Origin of the sequence: Photobacterium sp. 53610 (assembly GCF_036409375.1) — a bacterium.
GTDB lineage: Bacteria > Pseudomonadota > Gammaproteobacteria > Enterobacterales > Vibrionaceae > Photobacterium.
Genome location: NZ_JAXOFS010000008.1, coordinates 13,629 through 30,751 on the forward strand (window position 1 = coordinate 13,629; position 17,123 = coordinate 30,751).

Annotated in this window: 17 protein-coding genes; 4 read left to right on the forward strand and 13 right to left on the reverse strand. The window is 54.0% G+C overall.

The features are described 5' to 3' along the window. Nucleotides 1–30 precede the first annotated feature (30 nt). Nucleotides 31–633: a LysE family translocator gene (locus SPK40_RS17235; RefSeq protein ID WP_330961336.1), complete on the reverse strand. Its 603-nt coding sequence runs from the start codon at nucleotides 631–633 to the stop codon at nucleotides 31–33. 130 nt (nucleotides 634–763) lie between these two features. On the opposite strand from SPK40_RS17235, the gene SPK40_RS17240 reads away from it, so the two are divergent. Together SPK40_RS17240 and SPK40_RS17245 are read left to right on the forward strand one after the other, a co-directional pair. Next, a complete protein-coding gene (locus SPK40_RS17240; RefSeq protein ID WP_330961337.1) occupies nucleotides 764–2,164 on the forward strand; it encodes an aminotransferase-like domain-containing protein in 1,401 nt (466 codons plus the stop codon). Between the two features lie 24 nt (nucleotides 2,165–2,188). Beyond that, nucleotides 2,189–3,160: a hydrolase gene (locus SPK40_RS17245; RefSeq protein ID WP_330961338.1), complete on the forward strand. Its 972-nt coding sequence runs from the start codon at nucleotides 2,189–2,191 to the stop codon at nucleotides 3,158–3,160. A 56-nt stretch (nucleotides 3,161–3,216) separates the two neighbouring features. Here SPK40_RS17245 and SPK40_RS17250 read toward each other — a convergent pair whose 3' ends face one another. The 3 genes from SPK40_RS17250 to SPK40_RS17260 all read right to left on the reverse strand — a co-directional run bounded on the left by SPK40_RS17250 (nucleotide 3,217) and on the right by SPK40_RS17260 (nucleotide 4,872). Continuing rightward, nucleotides 3,217–4,086, reverse strand: a complete 870-nt coding sequence (locus SPK40_RS17250; RefSeq protein WP_036754574.1) for a phosphoribulokinase — start codon at nucleotides 4,084–4,086, stop codon at nucleotides 3,217–3,219. 126 nt (nucleotides 4,087–4,212) lie between these two features. Next, the gene (locus tag SPK40_RS17255) at nucleotides 4,213–4,434 is read right to left on the reverse strand and encodes a YheU family protein (RefSeq protein ID WP_248144396.1); all 222 of its coding nucleotides are present in this window, start codon (nucleotides 4,432–4,434) and stop codon (nucleotides 4,213–4,215) included. A 33-nt stretch (nucleotides 4,435–4,467) separates the two neighbouring features. Next, nucleotides 4,468–4,872 (reverse strand): OsmC family protein, encoded by a 405-nt coding sequence (locus tag SPK40_RS17260; RefSeq protein WP_330961339.1) that lies wholly within the window; start codon nucleotides 4,870–4,872, stop codon nucleotides 4,468–4,470. A 274-nt stretch (nucleotides 4,873–5,146) separates the two neighbouring features. Here SPK40_RS17260 and crp point away from each other — a divergent pair, with 274 nt between their 5' ends. Beyond that, nucleotides 5,147–5,779, forward strand: coding sequence for a cAMP-activated global transcriptional regulator CRP (crp, locus tag SPK40_RS17265; RefSeq protein ID WP_027250650.1), 633 nt, complete (start codon nucleotides 5,147–5,149; stop codon nucleotides 5,777–5,779). 182 nt (nucleotides 5,780–5,961) lie between these two features. Continuing rightward, nucleotides 5,962–6,171 carry a hypothetical protein gene (locus SPK40_RS17270; protein ID WP_248144398.1) on the forward strand — a complete coding sequence of 70 codons (210 nt, stop codon included), beginning with the start codon at nucleotides 5,962–5,964 and terminating at the stop codon, nucleotides 6,169–6,171. 99 nt (nucleotides 6,172–6,270) lie between these two features. Here SPK40_RS17270 and SPK40_RS17275 read toward each other — a convergent pair whose 3' ends face one another. From SPK40_RS17275 to rpe, 9 genes are all read right to left on the reverse strand, one after another. After that, nucleotides 6,271–7,065: a DUF1338 domain-containing protein gene (locus tag SPK40_RS17275; RefSeq protein WP_330961340.1), complete on the reverse strand. Its 795-nt coding sequence runs from the start codon at nucleotides 7,063–7,065 to the stop codon at nucleotides 6,271–6,273. Nucleotides 7,066–7,101: 36 nt separating this feature from the next. Next, on the reverse strand, nucleotides 7,102–8,559 hold the full coding sequence (gene astD, locus SPK40_RS17280; RefSeq protein ID WP_248144400.1) for a succinylglutamate-semialdehyde dehydrogenase: 1,458 nt from the start codon (nucleotides 8,557–8,559) through the stop codon (nucleotides 7,102–7,104). Between the two features lie 17 nt (nucleotides 8,560–8,576). Continuing rightward, entirely contained in the window at nucleotides 8,577–9,593 is a 1,017-nt protein-coding gene (astA, locus tag SPK40_RS17285; protein WP_248144401.1) for an arginine N-succinyltransferase, read from the reverse strand. A gap of 129 nt (nucleotides 9,594–9,722) precedes the next feature. After that, complete coding sequence (locus SPK40_RS17290) at nucleotides 9,723–10,940, reverse strand: aspartate aminotransferase family protein (RefSeq protein WP_248144402.1); 1,218 nt, start codon at nucleotides 10,938–10,940, stop codon at nucleotides 9,723–9,725. A gap of 403 nt (nucleotides 10,941–11,343) precedes the next feature. Next, the gene (locus SPK40_RS17295; protein WP_330961341.1) at nucleotides 11,344–11,919 is read right to left on the reverse strand and encodes an aminodeoxychorismate/anthranilate synthase component II; all 576 of its coding nucleotides are present in this window, start codon (nucleotides 11,917–11,919) and stop codon (nucleotides 11,344–11,346) included. Between the two features lie 106 nt (nucleotides 11,920–12,025). Further along, entirely contained in the window at nucleotides 12,026–14,374 is a 2,349-nt protein-coding gene (locus SPK40_RS17300; RefSeq protein WP_330961342.1) for an ExeM/NucH family extracellular endonuclease, read from the reverse strand. Between the two features lie 235 nt (nucleotides 14,375–14,609). Beyond that, the gene (gene trpS / locus SPK40_RS17305; protein ID WP_248144405.1) at nucleotides 14,610–15,614 is read right to left on the reverse strand and encodes a tryptophan--tRNA ligase; all 1,005 of its coding nucleotides are present in this window, start codon (nucleotides 15,612–15,614) and stop codon (nucleotides 14,610–14,612) included. 96 nt (nucleotides 15,615–15,710) lie between these two features. Then, complete coding sequence (locus SPK40_RS17310) at nucleotides 15,711–16,394, reverse strand: phosphoglycolate phosphatase (RefSeq protein ID WP_330961343.1); 684 nt, start codon at nucleotides 16,392–16,394, stop codon at nucleotides 15,711–15,713. After that, complete coding sequence (rpe, locus tag SPK40_RS17315) at nucleotides 16,391–17,068, reverse strand: ribulose-phosphate 3-epimerase (protein ID WP_248144407.1); 678 nt, start codon at nucleotides 17,066–17,068, stop codon at nucleotides 16,391–16,393. The genes SPK40_RS17310 and rpe overlap by 4 nt, the downstream gene beginning before the upstream one ends. Between the last annotated feature and the right edge of the window lie 55 nt (nucleotides 17,069–17,123).

Here is a 17,123-nt window from a genome sequence, read left to right on the forward strand (position 1 = left end):
TCTTTAATCAGGGTAAGGCAGGCATCTGCCTTACCAAATCATTGCCACACACCCCGCTGTCAGTGTCCCCATCGTCAGATTAAAACGCTGCCTTGCCTGAGGCTGATTCAGCCAGCGACCAATCAGCGTCCCGAATCCGGCCCAGAGCGACACACAGGGAAATCCAATCACATAAAAAACCGTCGCCACAGTCAGAGCTGAGGACCAGTAAGCCTCACCTGCAGAGGTAAAAGTGCTGATCGCAGTCACTGACATCATCCACGCCTTCGGATTCACATACTGAAACAACGCCGCTGCGACAAAAGACATCGGCCGGGCATCGTGGTCATCCACCTGAACTTGTCCGCCTGCCGTGGCAATTTTCCAGGCCAGATACAACAAATATGCGCTCCCCAACCAGCGCAGTGCCTCATGCAGAACCGGATAACGGACAAAAATCACCCCGAGCCCTGCGGCCACCAGCAGAATCATACTGACCAGACCAAAACCGATCCCGAGGATGTGCGGGATCGTCCGCCAGTAGCCAAAATTCGCCCCTGAAGCGGTGACCATCATATTGTTCGGCCCCGGGGTCCCCGTCATCGTCGCAGCGAATGCCATCAGTGAAATCAAAAACTGCCATTCAATGTTCATGTTTTACTCCATGAAGATATTTCTTATTGTATCGATACAATTTAATGTTGAGCTTGCATATCAACCAAAATTAAGGTCAAAATGCAGCCTAACAAGGGGATAAATTGGAATCAAAGGATTTATTGTCACCATGACAATTGAGACAATTCAGCAAGCCTTTCTCCGGCAGAGCGAAGACGGGCGTCCGATTTATCGGCGGCTGGCCGAGGCTATCGCGCAGCAAATCGAATCCGGACAACTGGCTGCAGGCAGCAAACTGCCGACTCACCGCGCACTGGCCGATCGTCTCGGCGTGACGGTCGGCACCATCACCCGAGCGTACGCGGAAACCGAACGACGGGGACTGGTTGAAGCCAGAGTCGGCGCCGGGACATATGTCTGCCCGCGCAACCGCCCGGACTGGGTGTTCAGCTATCCGAACCAGGCACCGGACGAATGTAATTTCGGTTATAACATTCCGCCTGCAATCGACAGATCTGCGATGATGGCCAGCGCCATGCAGACGCTGAGTCAGCATCCGGATCTGCTCAATCATCTGATGCTGTATCAGGACCCGCAAGGTCTGACGGCGCACCGGGAGGTCATCAGCCACTGGCTGAGTACACACGGCGTCCAGCTCGATCCCGCCCGGATGCATTTCACGTCCGGGGCGCAACATGCAATTCAGCTCGTTCTGTCTGTTTTTTGCCGCAGCGGCGATACCCTGCTGACCGAACAGGTGAGTTATCCCGGATTTCTCGGACTGGCCCGACAGATGCAGATGAATGTCAAAGCCGTGGAGATGGATGCAGAAGGCCTGCTCCCGGACAGTCTGGAGATAGCCTGCCGTCAGTACCAGCCGCGGATGCTGTACTGTACGCCCACCCTGCAAAACCCGACAGCGGCCACCATGAGCCGGGAACGGCGTGAAGCCATACTGGCAGTCTGCCGCCGTCATCAGGTGCTGATCATTGAAGACGATGTCAACGGCCTGTTACCGTCAGAGACACCGCCGCCTCTGGTCAATCTCGACAGCGAGCAGGTGATCCACTTCGGCAGCTTGTCCAAATGTCTGGCACCCGGCCTGCGACTTGGCTACATCCAGGTGCCGTTAAAACATCAGACCCGACTGAACACGGCGCTGCACCATCACTGCCTGATGATCAGCCCGCTGCTCAGTGCACTGGCCTGCGAATTGATCCGTCAGGGAGATGCCGACCGGGCATTACAGCAGATCCGGCAAGACATGCAGCAGCGAGCCCGACTGCTCGAACGCTATCTGGAGCCGTATCTGGTTCAGTATCAGTTACCGGGCTTCCACGCCTGGCTGACCTTGCCCGATCACTGGCGCCTGAGCGACTTCGTTGCTGCCGCTGAAGCCCGGGATGTGGTGGTCAAATCTGCTGAACTGTTCACGCCGCCGGGCAGCACAATTCAGCAGGCAGTGCGTCTGGCCATCAGTGCGCCGCACAGTCATGATAAACTTGAACAGGGTCTGGCGATTCTGGCTGAGCTGCTGACTCAGTCGCCTTACCCGGATTTCCCGCTCTGACGGTCAGAACAGCTGGAGAACACCATGAAGCACTTTCAGCCCGCAACCGGCCTGCGGAACGCGCACCTGCAAACCATTCTGCCACGACTGTTCCGTCGTCAAGCCCTGTTCGAACCTCTGGCGGAGCGGATTCAGACCCCGGACGATGATTTTCTCGACCTGGTCTGGACGGCCGCGCCCGAGCAGCACCCGGCACACATGCCAATCATGATCCTCTTTCACGGGCTGGAAGGCAGTTTCCACAGCCCTTATGCGCACAGTCTGCTTTTTGCGGCCAGACAGCAGGGCTGGTTGGGTGTGATGATGCATTTCCGTGGATGCAGCGGGGAAATTAACCGTCAGGCCCGGAGCTATCACTCCGGTGAAACCAGTGATGCACGTTACTTCATCGACCAGTTACGCGAACGTTTTCCGCATCATCCATTGCTGGCGGTTGGAGTTTCTCTGGGGGGTAATATGCTGGTGAACTATCTGGCTGAAACCGGCGAAGCATCCGGACTGACCGCAGCTCAGGTCATTTCTCCGCCCTTGGATCTGTCAGCCTGCTCGTCCCGGATTGAACAGGGGTTTTCCCGGGTCTACCAGCGCTACCTGCTCGGTTCCATGAAGAAAAATATGCTGAAAAAAATGGCTGCGTTACCGGACCTGCTGCCCTTTCAGACCGAACAGATTGCTGGAATCGCATCGCTGCGACAGTTTGACGATACCGTCACAGCGCCGCTGCATGGCTTTGCTGATGCGGCCGACTACTACCAACGTTGCAGCGGACTGGGAAAACTGGCGCAGGTACAGACCCCGTTGCGGGTGATTCATGCCGCTGACGATCCTTTCATGACGGCGGCAGTCATCCCGACACAGCCGCTGCCTGCCCATATCGAGTATCACCTGACCCAATACGGGGGCCATGTCGGTTTTATCAGCGGCAGCTGGCGCGAGCCGACGTTCTGGCTGGACCAGACCGTACCGGCCTGGTTTCAAAAAAAACTCAGGGGTTAACCTGAAACAAAAAACGCCTGGCAAATCTGCACAGGCATTTTTTCAATGAGGCCCGGTTATCCGATTTTCCCGGTATCGATCAGCTGCTGGATCAGCGGCCGCATGATCAGCTCCATCGCAAAGCTCATCTTCCCGCCCGGCACCACCAGCGTATTATGGCGCGACATAAACGAGCCCTGGATCATCGCCAGCAGATACGGGAAATCAACATTCTTGATGCCACGGAAACGGATCACCACAAAACTCTCATCCAGACTGGGGATGGCTTTCGCACTGACCGGGTTGGAGGTATCAACCGTCGGCACTCGCTGGAAGTTAATATGGGTCCGGGAAAACTGCGGAGTAATGTAATTGAGATAATCATCCATTGAACGGACGATGGACTCCATCACTGCTTCTCTGGAGTGGCCGCGATCGCGGGTATCCCGCACGATTTTCTGAATCCATTCCAGGTTCACAATCGGGACCATGCCAATCAGCAGGTCGACGTGCTGAGCAACATTGACATCGCCATCCACGACGCCACCGTGCAGGCCTTCGTAAAACAGCAGATCGGTATTTTCCGGCAGATCCTGCCAGGGCGTAAAAGTGCCCGGCATCTGGTTATAGGGCACGGCTTCATCAAACGTGTGCAGATAACGGCGGTATTTTCCGCTGCCGTCTTCGCCGTACTGACGGAAAAAGTTTTCCAGCAGTGCAAAGTCATTGGCCTGCGGGCCAAAATAGCTGATGTGGCGCCCCTGCTCCTTGGCTTTGCGGATCTCCACATCCATTTCCGGACGGGTAAAACGGTGAAAACTGTCCCCTTCCAGCCATGCCGCATGGATATTCAGCATATTAAACATCTTGCGGAAAGCTTCCGAAGTGGTGGACGTTCCTGCTCCGGAGGAACCTGTTACTGCAATGATTGGGTGTTTTGCAGACATGACATACCTTGTCGTTTATCCAAACGGAATCAGTTATTAACAGGGCAAATGGATGCAGTCAAGCATCCGACCGCATCCGTCGGCGCCAGCTTCCGTTTTCTGCTGTCACCTCTGAGTATGGCAGCTTTATTCTGTGCGAAGCGAGCGACGTAGTTTGATATCCACCGTTTCGTGCAATTCGGAATACATAATCACGGCCTCTCCCGCCGCCAATTGCTGGCGTACCTTGTCCACTTTCTGCGCCAGGCTCAGCTCTTGCTCACCGTAGTCGGTGCCCTCGCGCAGGACAAAGTGTTCAATCAGGTTGGTCAGCGTTTCAGCATCGATATCTTGCCAGGGAATAATCATACAACTTACCTGATTAACCCAGATGACAACGGCTTATGCCGCGACAATCTGGTAAGAATGAGTCAGGGTCACGCCTTTGCCCAGCATCAGGCACACGGAGCAGTACTTTTCCAGTGAATCGCTGACAGCTTTGGCAACCTGAGCGTCATCGAGATGATGACCGGTGACGACAAAATGCAGATTGGCCGAGGTGAAATAACGCGGTGCCTGTTCGCGGCGCACGGAATCAATCTGTGCCTCACAGGCGGTGATCACCTGACCGGCACTTTTCAGCGCATCGACCACGTCCACCGAGCTGCAGCCTCCGGCAGCCATCAGGACCAGTTCCATCGGGCTGGGCGCTTTACTGCCGCCGTTCCCGTCCATGACCACACTGTGGCCCGAGTTAGACTGGCCGATAAAAGTCAAATCTTCGACCCATTTCACACGTGATTGCATGCGTTACTCCTTACTACAAAAACCCGGATTTTATCACTAAGTCACAACGGTGTGATCATGTGCACAGTAAAGTGTCCAAAATGTTCATTTATCCCCGCGCAATATCAAGCAATGCATGACGAAAAAAGTTAAACTCTTGGTCTGAATGTTCACATGCGCTTGCAGCCCAGCCGTTGACTGAATATGCTAGTTGGCAAACAATAGTATTGTTCTACCCAACCCCAATGCAAGGAATGACGTTGTTGGGCAACACACTGCAGAGGAAGTTAGTAATATGGTTCCAGGTAAACCGCAAACAGATCCAACTTTGGAGTGGTTCCTTTCTCACTGCCACATTCATAAGTACCCGTCGAAGAGTACACTGATCCATGCTGGCGAGAAAGCAGAGACCCTCTACTACATTGTCAAAGGTTCCGTCGCCGTTCTGATCAAGGATGAAGAAGGTAAGGAAATGATCCTGTCTTACCTCAACCAGGGCGACTTCATTGGTGAACTGGGCCTGTTTGAAGAAGGCCAGGAGCGTACTGCCTGGGTTCGTGCGAAAACACCATGTGAAGTGGCTGAGATTTCCTTTAAGAAATTCCGTCAGCTGATCCAGGTTAATCCGGATATCCTGATGCGTCTGTCCGCACAGATGGCACGCCGTCTGCAAGTCACCAGCCAGAAAGTCGGTGATCTGGCATTCCTGGACGTGACTGGCCGTATTGCCCAGACCCTGCTGAATCTGGCAAAACAACCGGATGCCATGACTCACCCGGACGGCATGCAGATCAAAATTACCCGTCAGGAAATCGGCCAGATTGTTGGCTGTTCCCGTGAAACCGTTGGCCGCATTCTGAAGATGCTGGAAGAGCAGAACCTGATTTCTGCCCACGGTAAAACCATCGTTGTGTACGGAACACGCTGATCACTCTCCGGTGATGCAGCCAATGTGAGTACAATAAAAAGCCGCAAACGCGGCTTTTTTTATTTCTGCCGGGCATACCCTGTGATTACAGCTGTTTTCTCAGGACACTTCACATTTTTTCAGTTGCCTTCCATCCCTCTGTTGCTACATTTGGCGTATCAGTACTATGTGGATGTGCAGATATGGATATCGAACGTTTTGCCCCAAATGCCCAGCACAATCAGCTTCCCCCGCGCCCTGTCGTAACCAGAGGACGTTTCCTCTCTGCCTCGGTTGAAATGACAGGTTTTCAGTCTCCCCGGCAGCTTCTGGAGCAGGAAGCCTACCTGTGTCTGACCAGCCCCCCAAGTGAATCGGATGACTGGATGCAACCGCTGGATCAACAGCACTGACAAGCCCTCTCACAGCACGAGATATGGCATTCAGACACCCCAGATAAAAAAACAGCGGCCCAGAGGCCGCTGTTTAATGACAGAGCAAAGATACCTGTCTTACATATTCGTACTTTCAAAGATCTTGTCAGCCGACGCAGCCACAAAGCCCGGGTAGAGTTCCCCGTTCTCCTGCAGATACCGCTTGGCAAACTCATAGAAACCGCCTGGAATTGAACGGATACCATCGGTAAAGCGGACTTCCACCCGATCAGCCATCGTTGATGACTGCTCCAGCAGCACTTCCGGACTACCTTTCACTTCACCACCCGATTCATTGATGGTGAAGCCGTTGTGGCGCAGCAGGCTGTTCACCTCTGCAACTTCCGCAAACTGCTCCAGCTGATTTACGCTGACGGTGAAATGGTTCGCACCATAGCCATGGGCAGCAACCCAACCCGCGTACTCACTTTCCTCGGCCAGCTTCTCATAGGTCGCGTAATCGAGATCCCATAAACGGCCGCCGTACAGGAAAGCACCATCCTTCATTGCGCCTTCAGGAATCTGCTTCACCAGCTCACGCACGGTATTTTGCAGCTCCGCCGAGCACTGTCCGACCAGCAGTTCACTGATGAAGACTTTTGGTGCAGCCGGGTTCGGATGCTCAAAGTGCTCCGCATACAGTTTCTTCTGCTCGAAGTGATACGTTCCGCACGGCTTGTAACCAATCGCAATGAATGGTGCAGCCAGCACATCCAGGCTCACACCCGGCAGATTGAACGTACGCAGGGCAATGTGATCGTTCAGCAGAGGCTCTTCCTCTGTCAGCAGATCGTGCACCTGAGCGGCCGAAGGGCAAAGACGGGTTGTGTAGTCCTGCCACAGGGCATCAAACAGTTTTTCCACTCTTTCCATGTTGCGGTTCCCTCGTCAATACGGGTTAAGCAATAGTTACAGTTGGATCCCCGGAGACAGCTGAGCAGGCAGTTCGGTTGCCTCTCCTTCCATGGATGCCATTGGATACGCACAGTAGTCCGCGGCGTAGTAAGCGCTTGGGCGCAGGTTACCGGACGCACCCGGACCACCGAACGGTGCATCACCGCTGGCACCCGTCAGCTGACGGTTGCGGTTCACAACACCGGCGCGAATATGATCGATAAAGTACTGCCACTCGCTGTCGTCAGTCGAAACCAGACCGGCAGACAGGCCATAGCGGGTGTCATTTGCCATCTCAACAGCCTGAGGCAGCTCCTGATAACGTGCCACCTGCAGCAACGGACCAAAATATTCTTCGTCCGGCAGCTCGGCGATCTTGCTCACTTCAACAATACCCGGAGTCACGATGGCACCCTGACCACGCTCAGCTTTCAGCAGCGCTTCACCACCCATGCTCAGCAGACGTTCCTGCGCAGCAATGATGTTATCGGCTGCGACCACAGAGATTTGCGGCCCCATAAACGGCTGTGGCTCAGCAAACGGACCGTCAACTTTGATGGCCTTGGTTGCCGCAATCAGTTCAGCAATCAGCGCATCCCCTTCAGCACCTTCAGGTACATACAGGCGACGGGCACAGGTACAACGCTGACCGGCACTGATAAACGCCGACTGGATGATGGTGTAAACCGTTGATTTCAGATCGCCGTAAGCTTTGGAGATCACCATCGGGTTGTTCCCGCCCATTTCCAGTGCCAGCATCTTGCCAGGCTGACCGGCAAACTGACGGTGCAGGATGTGACCGGTATTCGCACTGCCGGTAAACAGCAGGCCATCGATACCGGCAGATTGTGCCAGTGCTTCACCGGTGGCGCGTGCGCCCTGAACCAGATTGATCACACCAGCAGGCAGACCCGCCTGTTCCCACAGTTTAATGGTTTCTTCCGCTACTTTCGGCGTCAGATCAGACGGTTTGAAAACCACAGTGTTTCCGGCCAGCAGTGCAGGAACAATGTGACCGTTCGGAAGGTGTCCCGGGAAGTTGTATGGACCGAAAACAGCCATCACGCCCAGCGGACGGTGACGCAGCACCGCTTTGGTACCAGCCACGTCTTTTTCACGCTCGCCGGTCCGCTCGTTATATGCACGGACAGAAATCGCAATCTTGCCAACCATGGCACCGGCTTCCGTGCGGGTTTCCCACAGAGGTTTACCGGTCTCTTCCGAGATCGTGCGGGCAATGAGCTCGCTGTTGTCTTTGACCAGGGCAGCAAAGCGCTCAACAATGGCCTGACGCTCAGCCAGGCTGGTTTTGCGCCAGCTGGTCAGAGCCTCACGGGCGCTGGCAACAGCCTGCTCAACCTGCTCTGCGGTTGCGCTCTTGCCTTCCCAGATCACTTCACCACTGAATGGGTTCAGCGACTGCATCGCGTCACCCTGACCGGCTTGCCAGTTACCTGCAATCCATTGTGTCATCTTGTATTCCACCCTAGTTATTGGGCGATCAGGCGAACCTGATCCCCGTTTTTCACTTCTAACACCTTGGCCATTTCCGGAGAAATGATGGCCAGATTACGTTCACCATCCAGTGCAACTTTACCGACCGTGGCACGGAATCCGGCAAAACTGGTATTACTGATGATGTAGTTATGAGAGCTGTGGTGCTCACCAATTTCGACCGTACAACGCTGAGATGCACGGACAGATTCGATATGGCGCAGATCGCACTCAACCGTTGGGCCGGCATCAAAGAGATCCACATAGCCACGGTTGACGAAGCCTTCCGCTTCCAGCAGCTTCAGTGCCGGACGAGTGTTGTCGTGCACCTGACCGATCACCGCCTGCGCTTCTTTGCTCAGCAGGTTGACGTAAATCGGCAGTTTCGGCATCAGATCTGCAATGAACTCCTTCCGGCCAATCCCTGTCAGGTAGTCTGCTTCCGTAAACTCAATGGAGAAAAAGTGCTCTTTGAGCCACTCCCAGAACGGAGAGTTGCCATTTTCATCGGACACGCCACGCATTTCTGCAATCACAGTGTCTGCAAAGCGCTGGCGGTGCTCAGCCAGCATGAGGAAACGGCACTTGGACAGCAGTCTGCCATTCAGCCCCTGACGCCACTGCGGACGCAGGAACAGGGTGCACAGCTCACTCACACCGGTGTAATCATTACCAAATGTCAGAACCTTCAGCACTTTGTGCACGTCCAGATGTGGTGAGTTATGGACCAGTGTGCTGAGGTGATAAGTATAGAACGGGTTGTCCAGACCGACGGCCGCTTCCAGGGCTGTGGTACCGGCGATTTCACCTGTCTCAGTGTCTTCCGCCACCATGAGGTAGCCTTCCGGGCCAGGTTCAGTCACGTCTTTATGAAAGCTTTCGACTGAATGAGCGATCCGCTTACTGAGGATCTCCTCATTGACCGGCAGTGATGTGAAACCGTGGCCTGATTCTTCGGCGCACGTCATCAGTGCAGGTAAATCAGCTTTTGTAATGGGACGTATAACCAGCATCGAACTCCCTCCTGATGCAGGTAGCAACACAGGTTGCTAACTGTAAATCTGTCTTTCTCTTCTAAAAACAGCCCCGGTATTTCCGGGGCAGTTAAGCAGGGCCGGCAATCCAACCGGCCCTGATACATCTTATTTGTTGTAAAGCTTCGCGATTGCACGTTCCAGACGCGCCATCCCTTCTTCAACATCGGCTTTCTCAATCACCAGTGATGGTGTGAAACGCACAACGTTGGTGCCTGCAACCAGAACCATCAGGCCTTCTTCACCGGCAGCCAGCAGCACGTCACGTGCACGGCCCTGCCAGTCTTCGTTCAGCGCCGCACCCAGCAGCAGACCTTTACCACGCACTTCAGAGAAGATTGGGTATTGCGCATTGATCTTCTCAATGCCGTCACGGAACCACTGCTCACGCTCTTTCACGCCAGCCAGAACTTCTGGTTTGGTCACTTCTTCAACCACAGCTTCTGCTACTGCACATGCCAGCGGGTTACCGCCGTAAGTTGAACCGTGTGTACCAATTTTCAGGTGCTGTGCCAGTTCAGTGGTCGTCAGCATGGCACCAATCGGGAAACCACCGCCCAGAGACTTCGCCGTACTCAGGATATCTGGTGTAACGCCCAGACCCTGATACGCGTAGAACTCACCGGTACGACCGTTACCCGTCTGAACTTCATCAAAGATCAGCAGCGCGTTGTGCTTGTCACACAGCTCGCGAACGCCCTGAATGAATTCATTCGTTGGAGAAACGATACCGCCTTCGCCCTGCAGCGGCTCCATCATGACAGCACAAGTGCGGTCAGAGATGTGCGCAGCCAGCGATTCCAGATCGTTGTAAGGCAGGTGAGTGACAGACTGAGGCTTAGGACCAAAGCCGTCAGAGTATGCCGCCTGACCACCGACCGTCACGGTGAAGAACGTACGGCCGTGGAAGCCTTGTTTGAAGGCAATGATTTCGTCTTTTTCAGGACCGAATTTGTCTGCCGCGTAACGACGCGCCAGTTTCAGTGCAGCTTCGTTCGCTTCTGCACCGGAGTTCGCAAAGAATACTTTTTCAGCAAAGCTGACTTCAGTCAGTTTTTTCGCCAGACGCAGTGCCGGCTCATTGGTCATGACGTTACTCAGGTGCCAAATCTTCTCAGACTGCTCTTTCAGCGCTGATACCATAGCCGGATGGCAATGGCCCAAGCAGCTCACCGCGATACCACCGGCGAAATCGATGTACTCACGATCATCCTGGTCCCACACACGGGCACCTTTCCCTTTCACCGGGATGATTTGCATTGGGGCATAACAAGGTACCATGACCTCATCAAAGGTTTGACGTCCTACTTTTTGTTCCGTCGCCATCATACTTTCCTTCTGTGTATATCGCTTTGCGCATAGTATTTACATAATTTTAACCGATTCCAATAGCAGAAAATGTTTTTTCCTGAGGCACAATGGCCAAAGATCCCCGCTACGGATACATATTTATGCGTGAAGTCGGAAAACTTATTAAGCCGATTTTGAGGAAAGGTGTTTTTCCACGCAGGAATCAATGCCCCTGTACAGGATTTGGCCAACTGCATAAGATTGCGGCCGGGCAATGATGAAAAAATTTAGGTCAATGTTAAGAAAAGTGATACAGATCGCGCTTGTGAGACCGCGAAAAACGGCCAAAAACAGGCATAAGAAAGGCTAATGGGTCATTAGCCAGGCCCCGTTTGACAAGGCCTGAGCCCTTAATTGCCCCGAAAATCAGAGATGAATTTCAGCGACGCAGGAAGTTAGCCAGCAACTGGTGACCCTGCTCTGTGAGAATACTTTCCGGGTGGAACTGCACCCCTTCCAGCGGCAGGGTTTTGTGAGCAATTCCCATGATCTCATCCGGCTCGCCGTCGCGTTCGGTCCAGGCCGTCACTTCAAAGCAGTCCGGCAGGGTCTCGGCCTTCACCACCAGCGAGTGATAACGGGTGACCGTCAGCGGGTTGTTCAGCCCGGCAAAGACACTGTGATTGTTGTGCACTACGGGTGAGGTTTTTCCGTGCATGACCTGACGGGCGCGCACGACTTTGGCACCAAAAACCTGCGCCATGGCCTGATGGCCCAGACAAACGCCCAGAATCGGCAGTTTTCCGGCAAAGTATTCAATGGCAGCCAGAGAGATACCGGCATCATCCGGTGTACACGGGCCGGGAGAAATCACCAGATGGGTCGGAGACAGGGCTTCAATACCGGCCAGATCAATTTCATCATGACGGACCACCTGAACCTCGGCCCCCAGTTCGCAGAAGTACTGGTAAAGGTTGTAGGTAAACGAGTCGTAATTATCAATGATCAACAGCATAAGTATCCCTGCCCTGAGAAAATCGGCGCCCTATTTTGCAACAGGGAGAGAGAAAGGCAAGCAGGATTCCCTCCTGCCTGCCTTTTTACTTCAGAGACGGATGGGATTAATGTTTCATCCGGCAAGATTCGCCGTTATAAACCGCCTTCAGACGGCCGGTCAGACGCAGCGGCGCATAAGTACAAGGGATTTCAAAGACTCCGTAAGCCAGCACGCTCAGATTCACGGCATCACCGGCACGAATGCCCACATGGTTCAGGAACAGATTATCTTCACGGTAGCGGCGCTGCTGACCCGGCATCAGCCAGAACTGCGTGCTGTCCCAGTACCAGTGGTTGAACACCGGATACACCGGGTGGAAACTCTTGTTCTTGAAGGTCAGCTGGAAACCACGGTTCCCCGGCTGCGGATAACGCAGGCTCACCACCACAGGATCATGGTCAGACGCGGAGTACGGTCCTTCTGATTTAGCCAGATTGCCGGAGTACTTGCCTGAGTACTCAAACAGGGTGCTTTCAACGGAGTTGATGTGCCACTCTTCAATACCCGCGACTTTGTCAGCCAGAGATGCACTCGCCAGCGCATGGTCCAGGCTACCCAGCTCGCCGTCGTAGCTGTAGGAATAAGCCAGTTGGTCATGACCTTTGGTGGCCAGATTCACCAGACCGGCACCTTTTCCGGCTTCAACACCTTGCTCATGCAGGACTTTCCCGGCAACAGAGGTGCCGGACGCCGACATGATCTTACGCTCCGCCGCAGCCGGATCGTAGTCCGTCAGCACACGGATTGGATCTTCTTTAGCGTAGGCGTTCATGTCACCCAGAACTAGCAGGTCGCCCTCAACATCTTTCAGCGCGTCAGACAGCACCATCGCCGCAGACACACGGAAGGCATTACAGTGGCCCTGCATATCCGCCGGATCGCTGTCAAACTCACCGCTCACCCAGTCTTCATAGCAGCCTGAGCCTTTGGATTTCAGGTGGTTCACAACCACCGTCAGCGGTTTGGCGCCCGGAATCCCTTTCAGCACGAACGCCTGCATCAGGCTGTCACGCTGGTACTTGTCCAGTTGCTTTTCCTCACCCTTCGGACTGGTACCGGCCAGATGCTGTTCCGGCATGCGGATCACCTCAGCGGCTTTGGCTGGTTCTACCTTCGCCGGACGGTAAATCATCGCCACCATAATGGCATCAGAGCCAAAGAACTGGCCTTTGTTCAGATCGGCTTCCTGAATGGTGATGTAGCTGTAGTGATCCGCCGGATCCGTGAACTGCTCGTTCAGAGTTGACACCAGATTCGCCAGAGCGCTGTCGCTGCCGAAACCGTTGTTTTCCATTTCCATGATGCCGACGATATCCGCATTCATGGCCGTCAGCGCATTCACGATCTTGGTGCGCTGCAGCTGGAAATCATCCAGGGTTTTCGCACCACGGTTACAGCCTTTCTCTGAGTCTGCATCGGCCTGGTCTTTACACATCGCATTCAGCGCGCCGCCGATATCGCTGTCACTAGTAAAGAAGTTCAGTACGTTGAAACTGGCAACTTTCAGCTGAGACTCAGGAACGTCCTGAGGTGCCGTGGTGCGGTCATCCGCATGAATAAAATCTGCCGCTGAAACCGTGGTAGTTGGCAGCAGGCGGTATTCACCATAGCTGTAACCAATCACACCTTCCAGATTCACAACTGTATCTCCGACGCGGATGTAGCCCTGCTCGGCGTCCAGACCCGGAAAGTAAGGAATCACACCGTTAGGTGCCTTGGCGTCGGTATCAATGAACAACTGGTTCCGGCTGTTCTGCGCGGCCAGTGCCGTGGCAGCCTCACTGCCGGCAGGATGGAGCTGGGTCGGTTTCACCAGCGGTGCGCCGTGCGACAGCACCATGTTGTTGCGGTAGGAGTCGTAGTCAAAGCCAAAGTTACGGGTGACTTTCAGGGCGCTGTCTGCATTCAGGCGAACCTGCATGCCTTCGTAGCGCTCCATCGCATCTGCCAAGTCTTCATCGGCTTTCAGGCTGATCGCAACCGGTGCAGGCTGTGCCGCCTGCCCTTCCACGACGATATTTCCCTGCTCCGCCAGAAGTTGGGTCAGGTCATAATGTTCTTTAACCTTAGCTTTCAGACAAACCGTCATACCCGCCTCAACGTCGGCTGCGACCTTGTTGCCGGTGTAAACAAAGATACCGTCAGAGGTGTCCGGGTTGCCATCACCCTCGGCATCCTGCAGGAAAAAGCCCTTATAGAGGCTTTTGGTCGTGGCAGTGACCACACCCCGGACATAGTACGCTTCATTACTGGTGTACTGGCCGTCCGGAACCATCGGACTTTTCAGGCCGTCGCCCTGAATGTCATAGATCGGGGTCAGGGTTTGCGTATCACAGCTAAAAGTGTCTGCCATGGCGTGCGCCGGGATCAGGCCCATCGCAGCGACCAGAGGCAAAAGTTGGGTTCGCAACATGTCTGCAATCCTTTACATTTATTGAGAGATATATCTAAAAAGGAATGCATTATTTAACAGAGATACATCTCATGAATGTGACAATGATTACAAATAAGCCTGATATGCACTCAGAATCTCTGTTTTAGTGATCGCTCTCTCACAAGAAATGCATGAAGTTGACGGGGAATGGACATAAAAAAAGCAGAAGGCACTGCCTTCTGCTTACATCTGTTCGCTGAAATAAAATGGACGATTAAGGACGGCCGACAAAGCCGACAGCTTCGAACACCTTCTTCAGAACCTGAGCGGCATGAGCCGACGCTTTCTCTGCACCGGTCTTCATCACCTGATCCAGGAAAGCGCGGTCTTCGCGGTATGCTTTGTAACGCGCCTGCAGAGGTTCCAGCATCGCAACAACGGCTTCCGCCGTATCTTTCTTCAGGTGACCGTACATCTTACCGGTGTATTCGGCTTCAATGTCAGCAAAGCTCTTCCCGGTTACACCAGACAGGATCCCCATCAGGTTCGAAACACCCGGCTTATTGTCCACATCAAACAGCACACGCGGCGGCTCTTCCGAGTCAGTCACCGCACGTTTGATCTTCTTGGTGATGATTTTCGGATCTTCCAGCAAACCAATCACGTTATTGCGGTTATCGTCCGACTTGGACATTTTCTTCAGCGGATCCTGCAGGCTCATCACCCGGGCACCCACCGGCGGGATATAAGGTTCAGGCACCACAAACGTATCGCCGTACAGGTTGTTGAAACGGATCGCGATGTCGCGGGCCAGTTCCAGGTGCTGCTTCTGATCGTTGCCAACCGGCACCTGATGCGCACCGTACAGCAAAATATCCGCCGCCATCAGGACCGGATAAGAAAACAGACCGGCGTTGATGTTTTCAGAATGACGCTGAGACTTATCCTTAAACTGAGTCATCCGGTTCAGTTCACCCATCTGGGTATAGCAGTTCAGAACCCAGGCCAGCTGAGCATGCTCCGGTGCATGAGACTGAACGAAGAGCGTGCTCTTTTCAGGGCTGACGCCAACAGCCAGACACAGTGCCAGCGCATCCAGGGTTGCTTCGCGCAGCTCTGTCGGATCCTGTCGAACGGTAATTGCATGCAGGTCTACCACACAGTAGTGGCAGTTATAATCATCCTGCATTTGCTCCCACTGACGCAGCGCACCCATGTAGTTACCAATACTTAACTCACCGGAAGGCTGTACGCCACTAAATACAATGGGTTTACTCATGATGGGATATTCCTGTTTTTCCTAAACATATCCGGCAGCGACGCCATGCCGCTGCCTGAAAACACTAAGAGACCAAAATTATATGCGGAACGGCTGTCAGGCGATGCTCACAACATCCAGCAGCTGACTGAACTGATTCAGTACCCGGTCCGGGTTGCTGTCGCTGATTGGCAGACCATAGTTGTAGCCGTAAGTCAGGCCGACAACATAGCACGAGGCCGCCTGGGCTGCCAGAATATCGTTGCGGGAGTCGCCGACCATCAACATCTCACTGCAACTCAGGCAATGTTTTTCCATCAGCCAATGCAGTGCGTACGGATCCGGCTTTTTCTTCGGGAAAGTATCGCCGCCGATCACATCGACAAAATATTGGGCAATGCCATATTCTTCAAGGATATGCGGCACAAACTGAGACGGCTTGTTGGTGACAATGGCCATCGGGATCCCGGCCTGATGCAGCGTCTCCAGCGTGTGCTTCACGCCATCATACAGCACCGTCTTTTTATGGCCGCCTTCGGCATAAAAACGATTAAACAGGACCAGCGCCTGCTGATGCAGCGCCGGGTCCAGCGTCGGATCGAGATCGATGCTCTGGCTCAGCGCACGGCCAATCAGAATTTCTGCACCGTTACCAATCCAGGTCTGGGTTTGTGCTTCCGTCACACCCGGCAGGCCCAAGGCCTGCATGGTTTTATCCGCAGCATCGGCCAGATCCGGCACACTGTCGAGCAACGTGCCGTCCAGATCGAACGCAATAAACTGAATACCGTCAATCTTCATCCGCGCTGCACCTTCGCCAGTTCAGCACGCATCTCATCAATCACGGCTTTGTAGTCAGGCTGACCAAAAATCGCAGAACCGGCCACGAACATGTCTGCCCCGGCTTCGGCAATTTCACGGATATTGTCGACTTTCACGCCGCCATCAATTTCCAGCCGGATCTCACGCCCCGACGCCTGAATACGCTCGCGCACCTGACGCAGTTTTTCCAGGGTATGCGGAATAAATGACTGTCCGCCAAAACCCGGGTTCACCGACATCAGCAGAATCATGTCCAGTTTGTCCATCACATGATCCAGGTAATGCAGCGGCGTTGCCGGGTTAAAGACCACACCCGCCTGACAGCCATGTTCTTTAATCAGCTGCAGGCTGCGATCCAGATGCTCTGTCGCCTCGGCATGAATCGTAATCATGGTCGCGCCGGCTTTGGCAAAGTCAGGAATGATGCGATCCACCGGCTTCACCATCAGATGCACATCAATGGGTGCGGTAATGCCATAGTCACGCAGCGCTTTACAAATGGGCGCACCAAAGGTGAGATTCGGTACGTAATGGTTATCCATCACATCAAAGTGGATAACGTCTGCACCTGCAGCCAGCACCTTTTCAACGTCTTCACCCAAACGGGCAAAATCGGCAGACAAAATGGAGGGAGCGATCAGAAAATCCGTCATGTTCAGCCTCTGTACTCAAATTGATTCCCCGGATATCACCGGGGCGGATACTGGG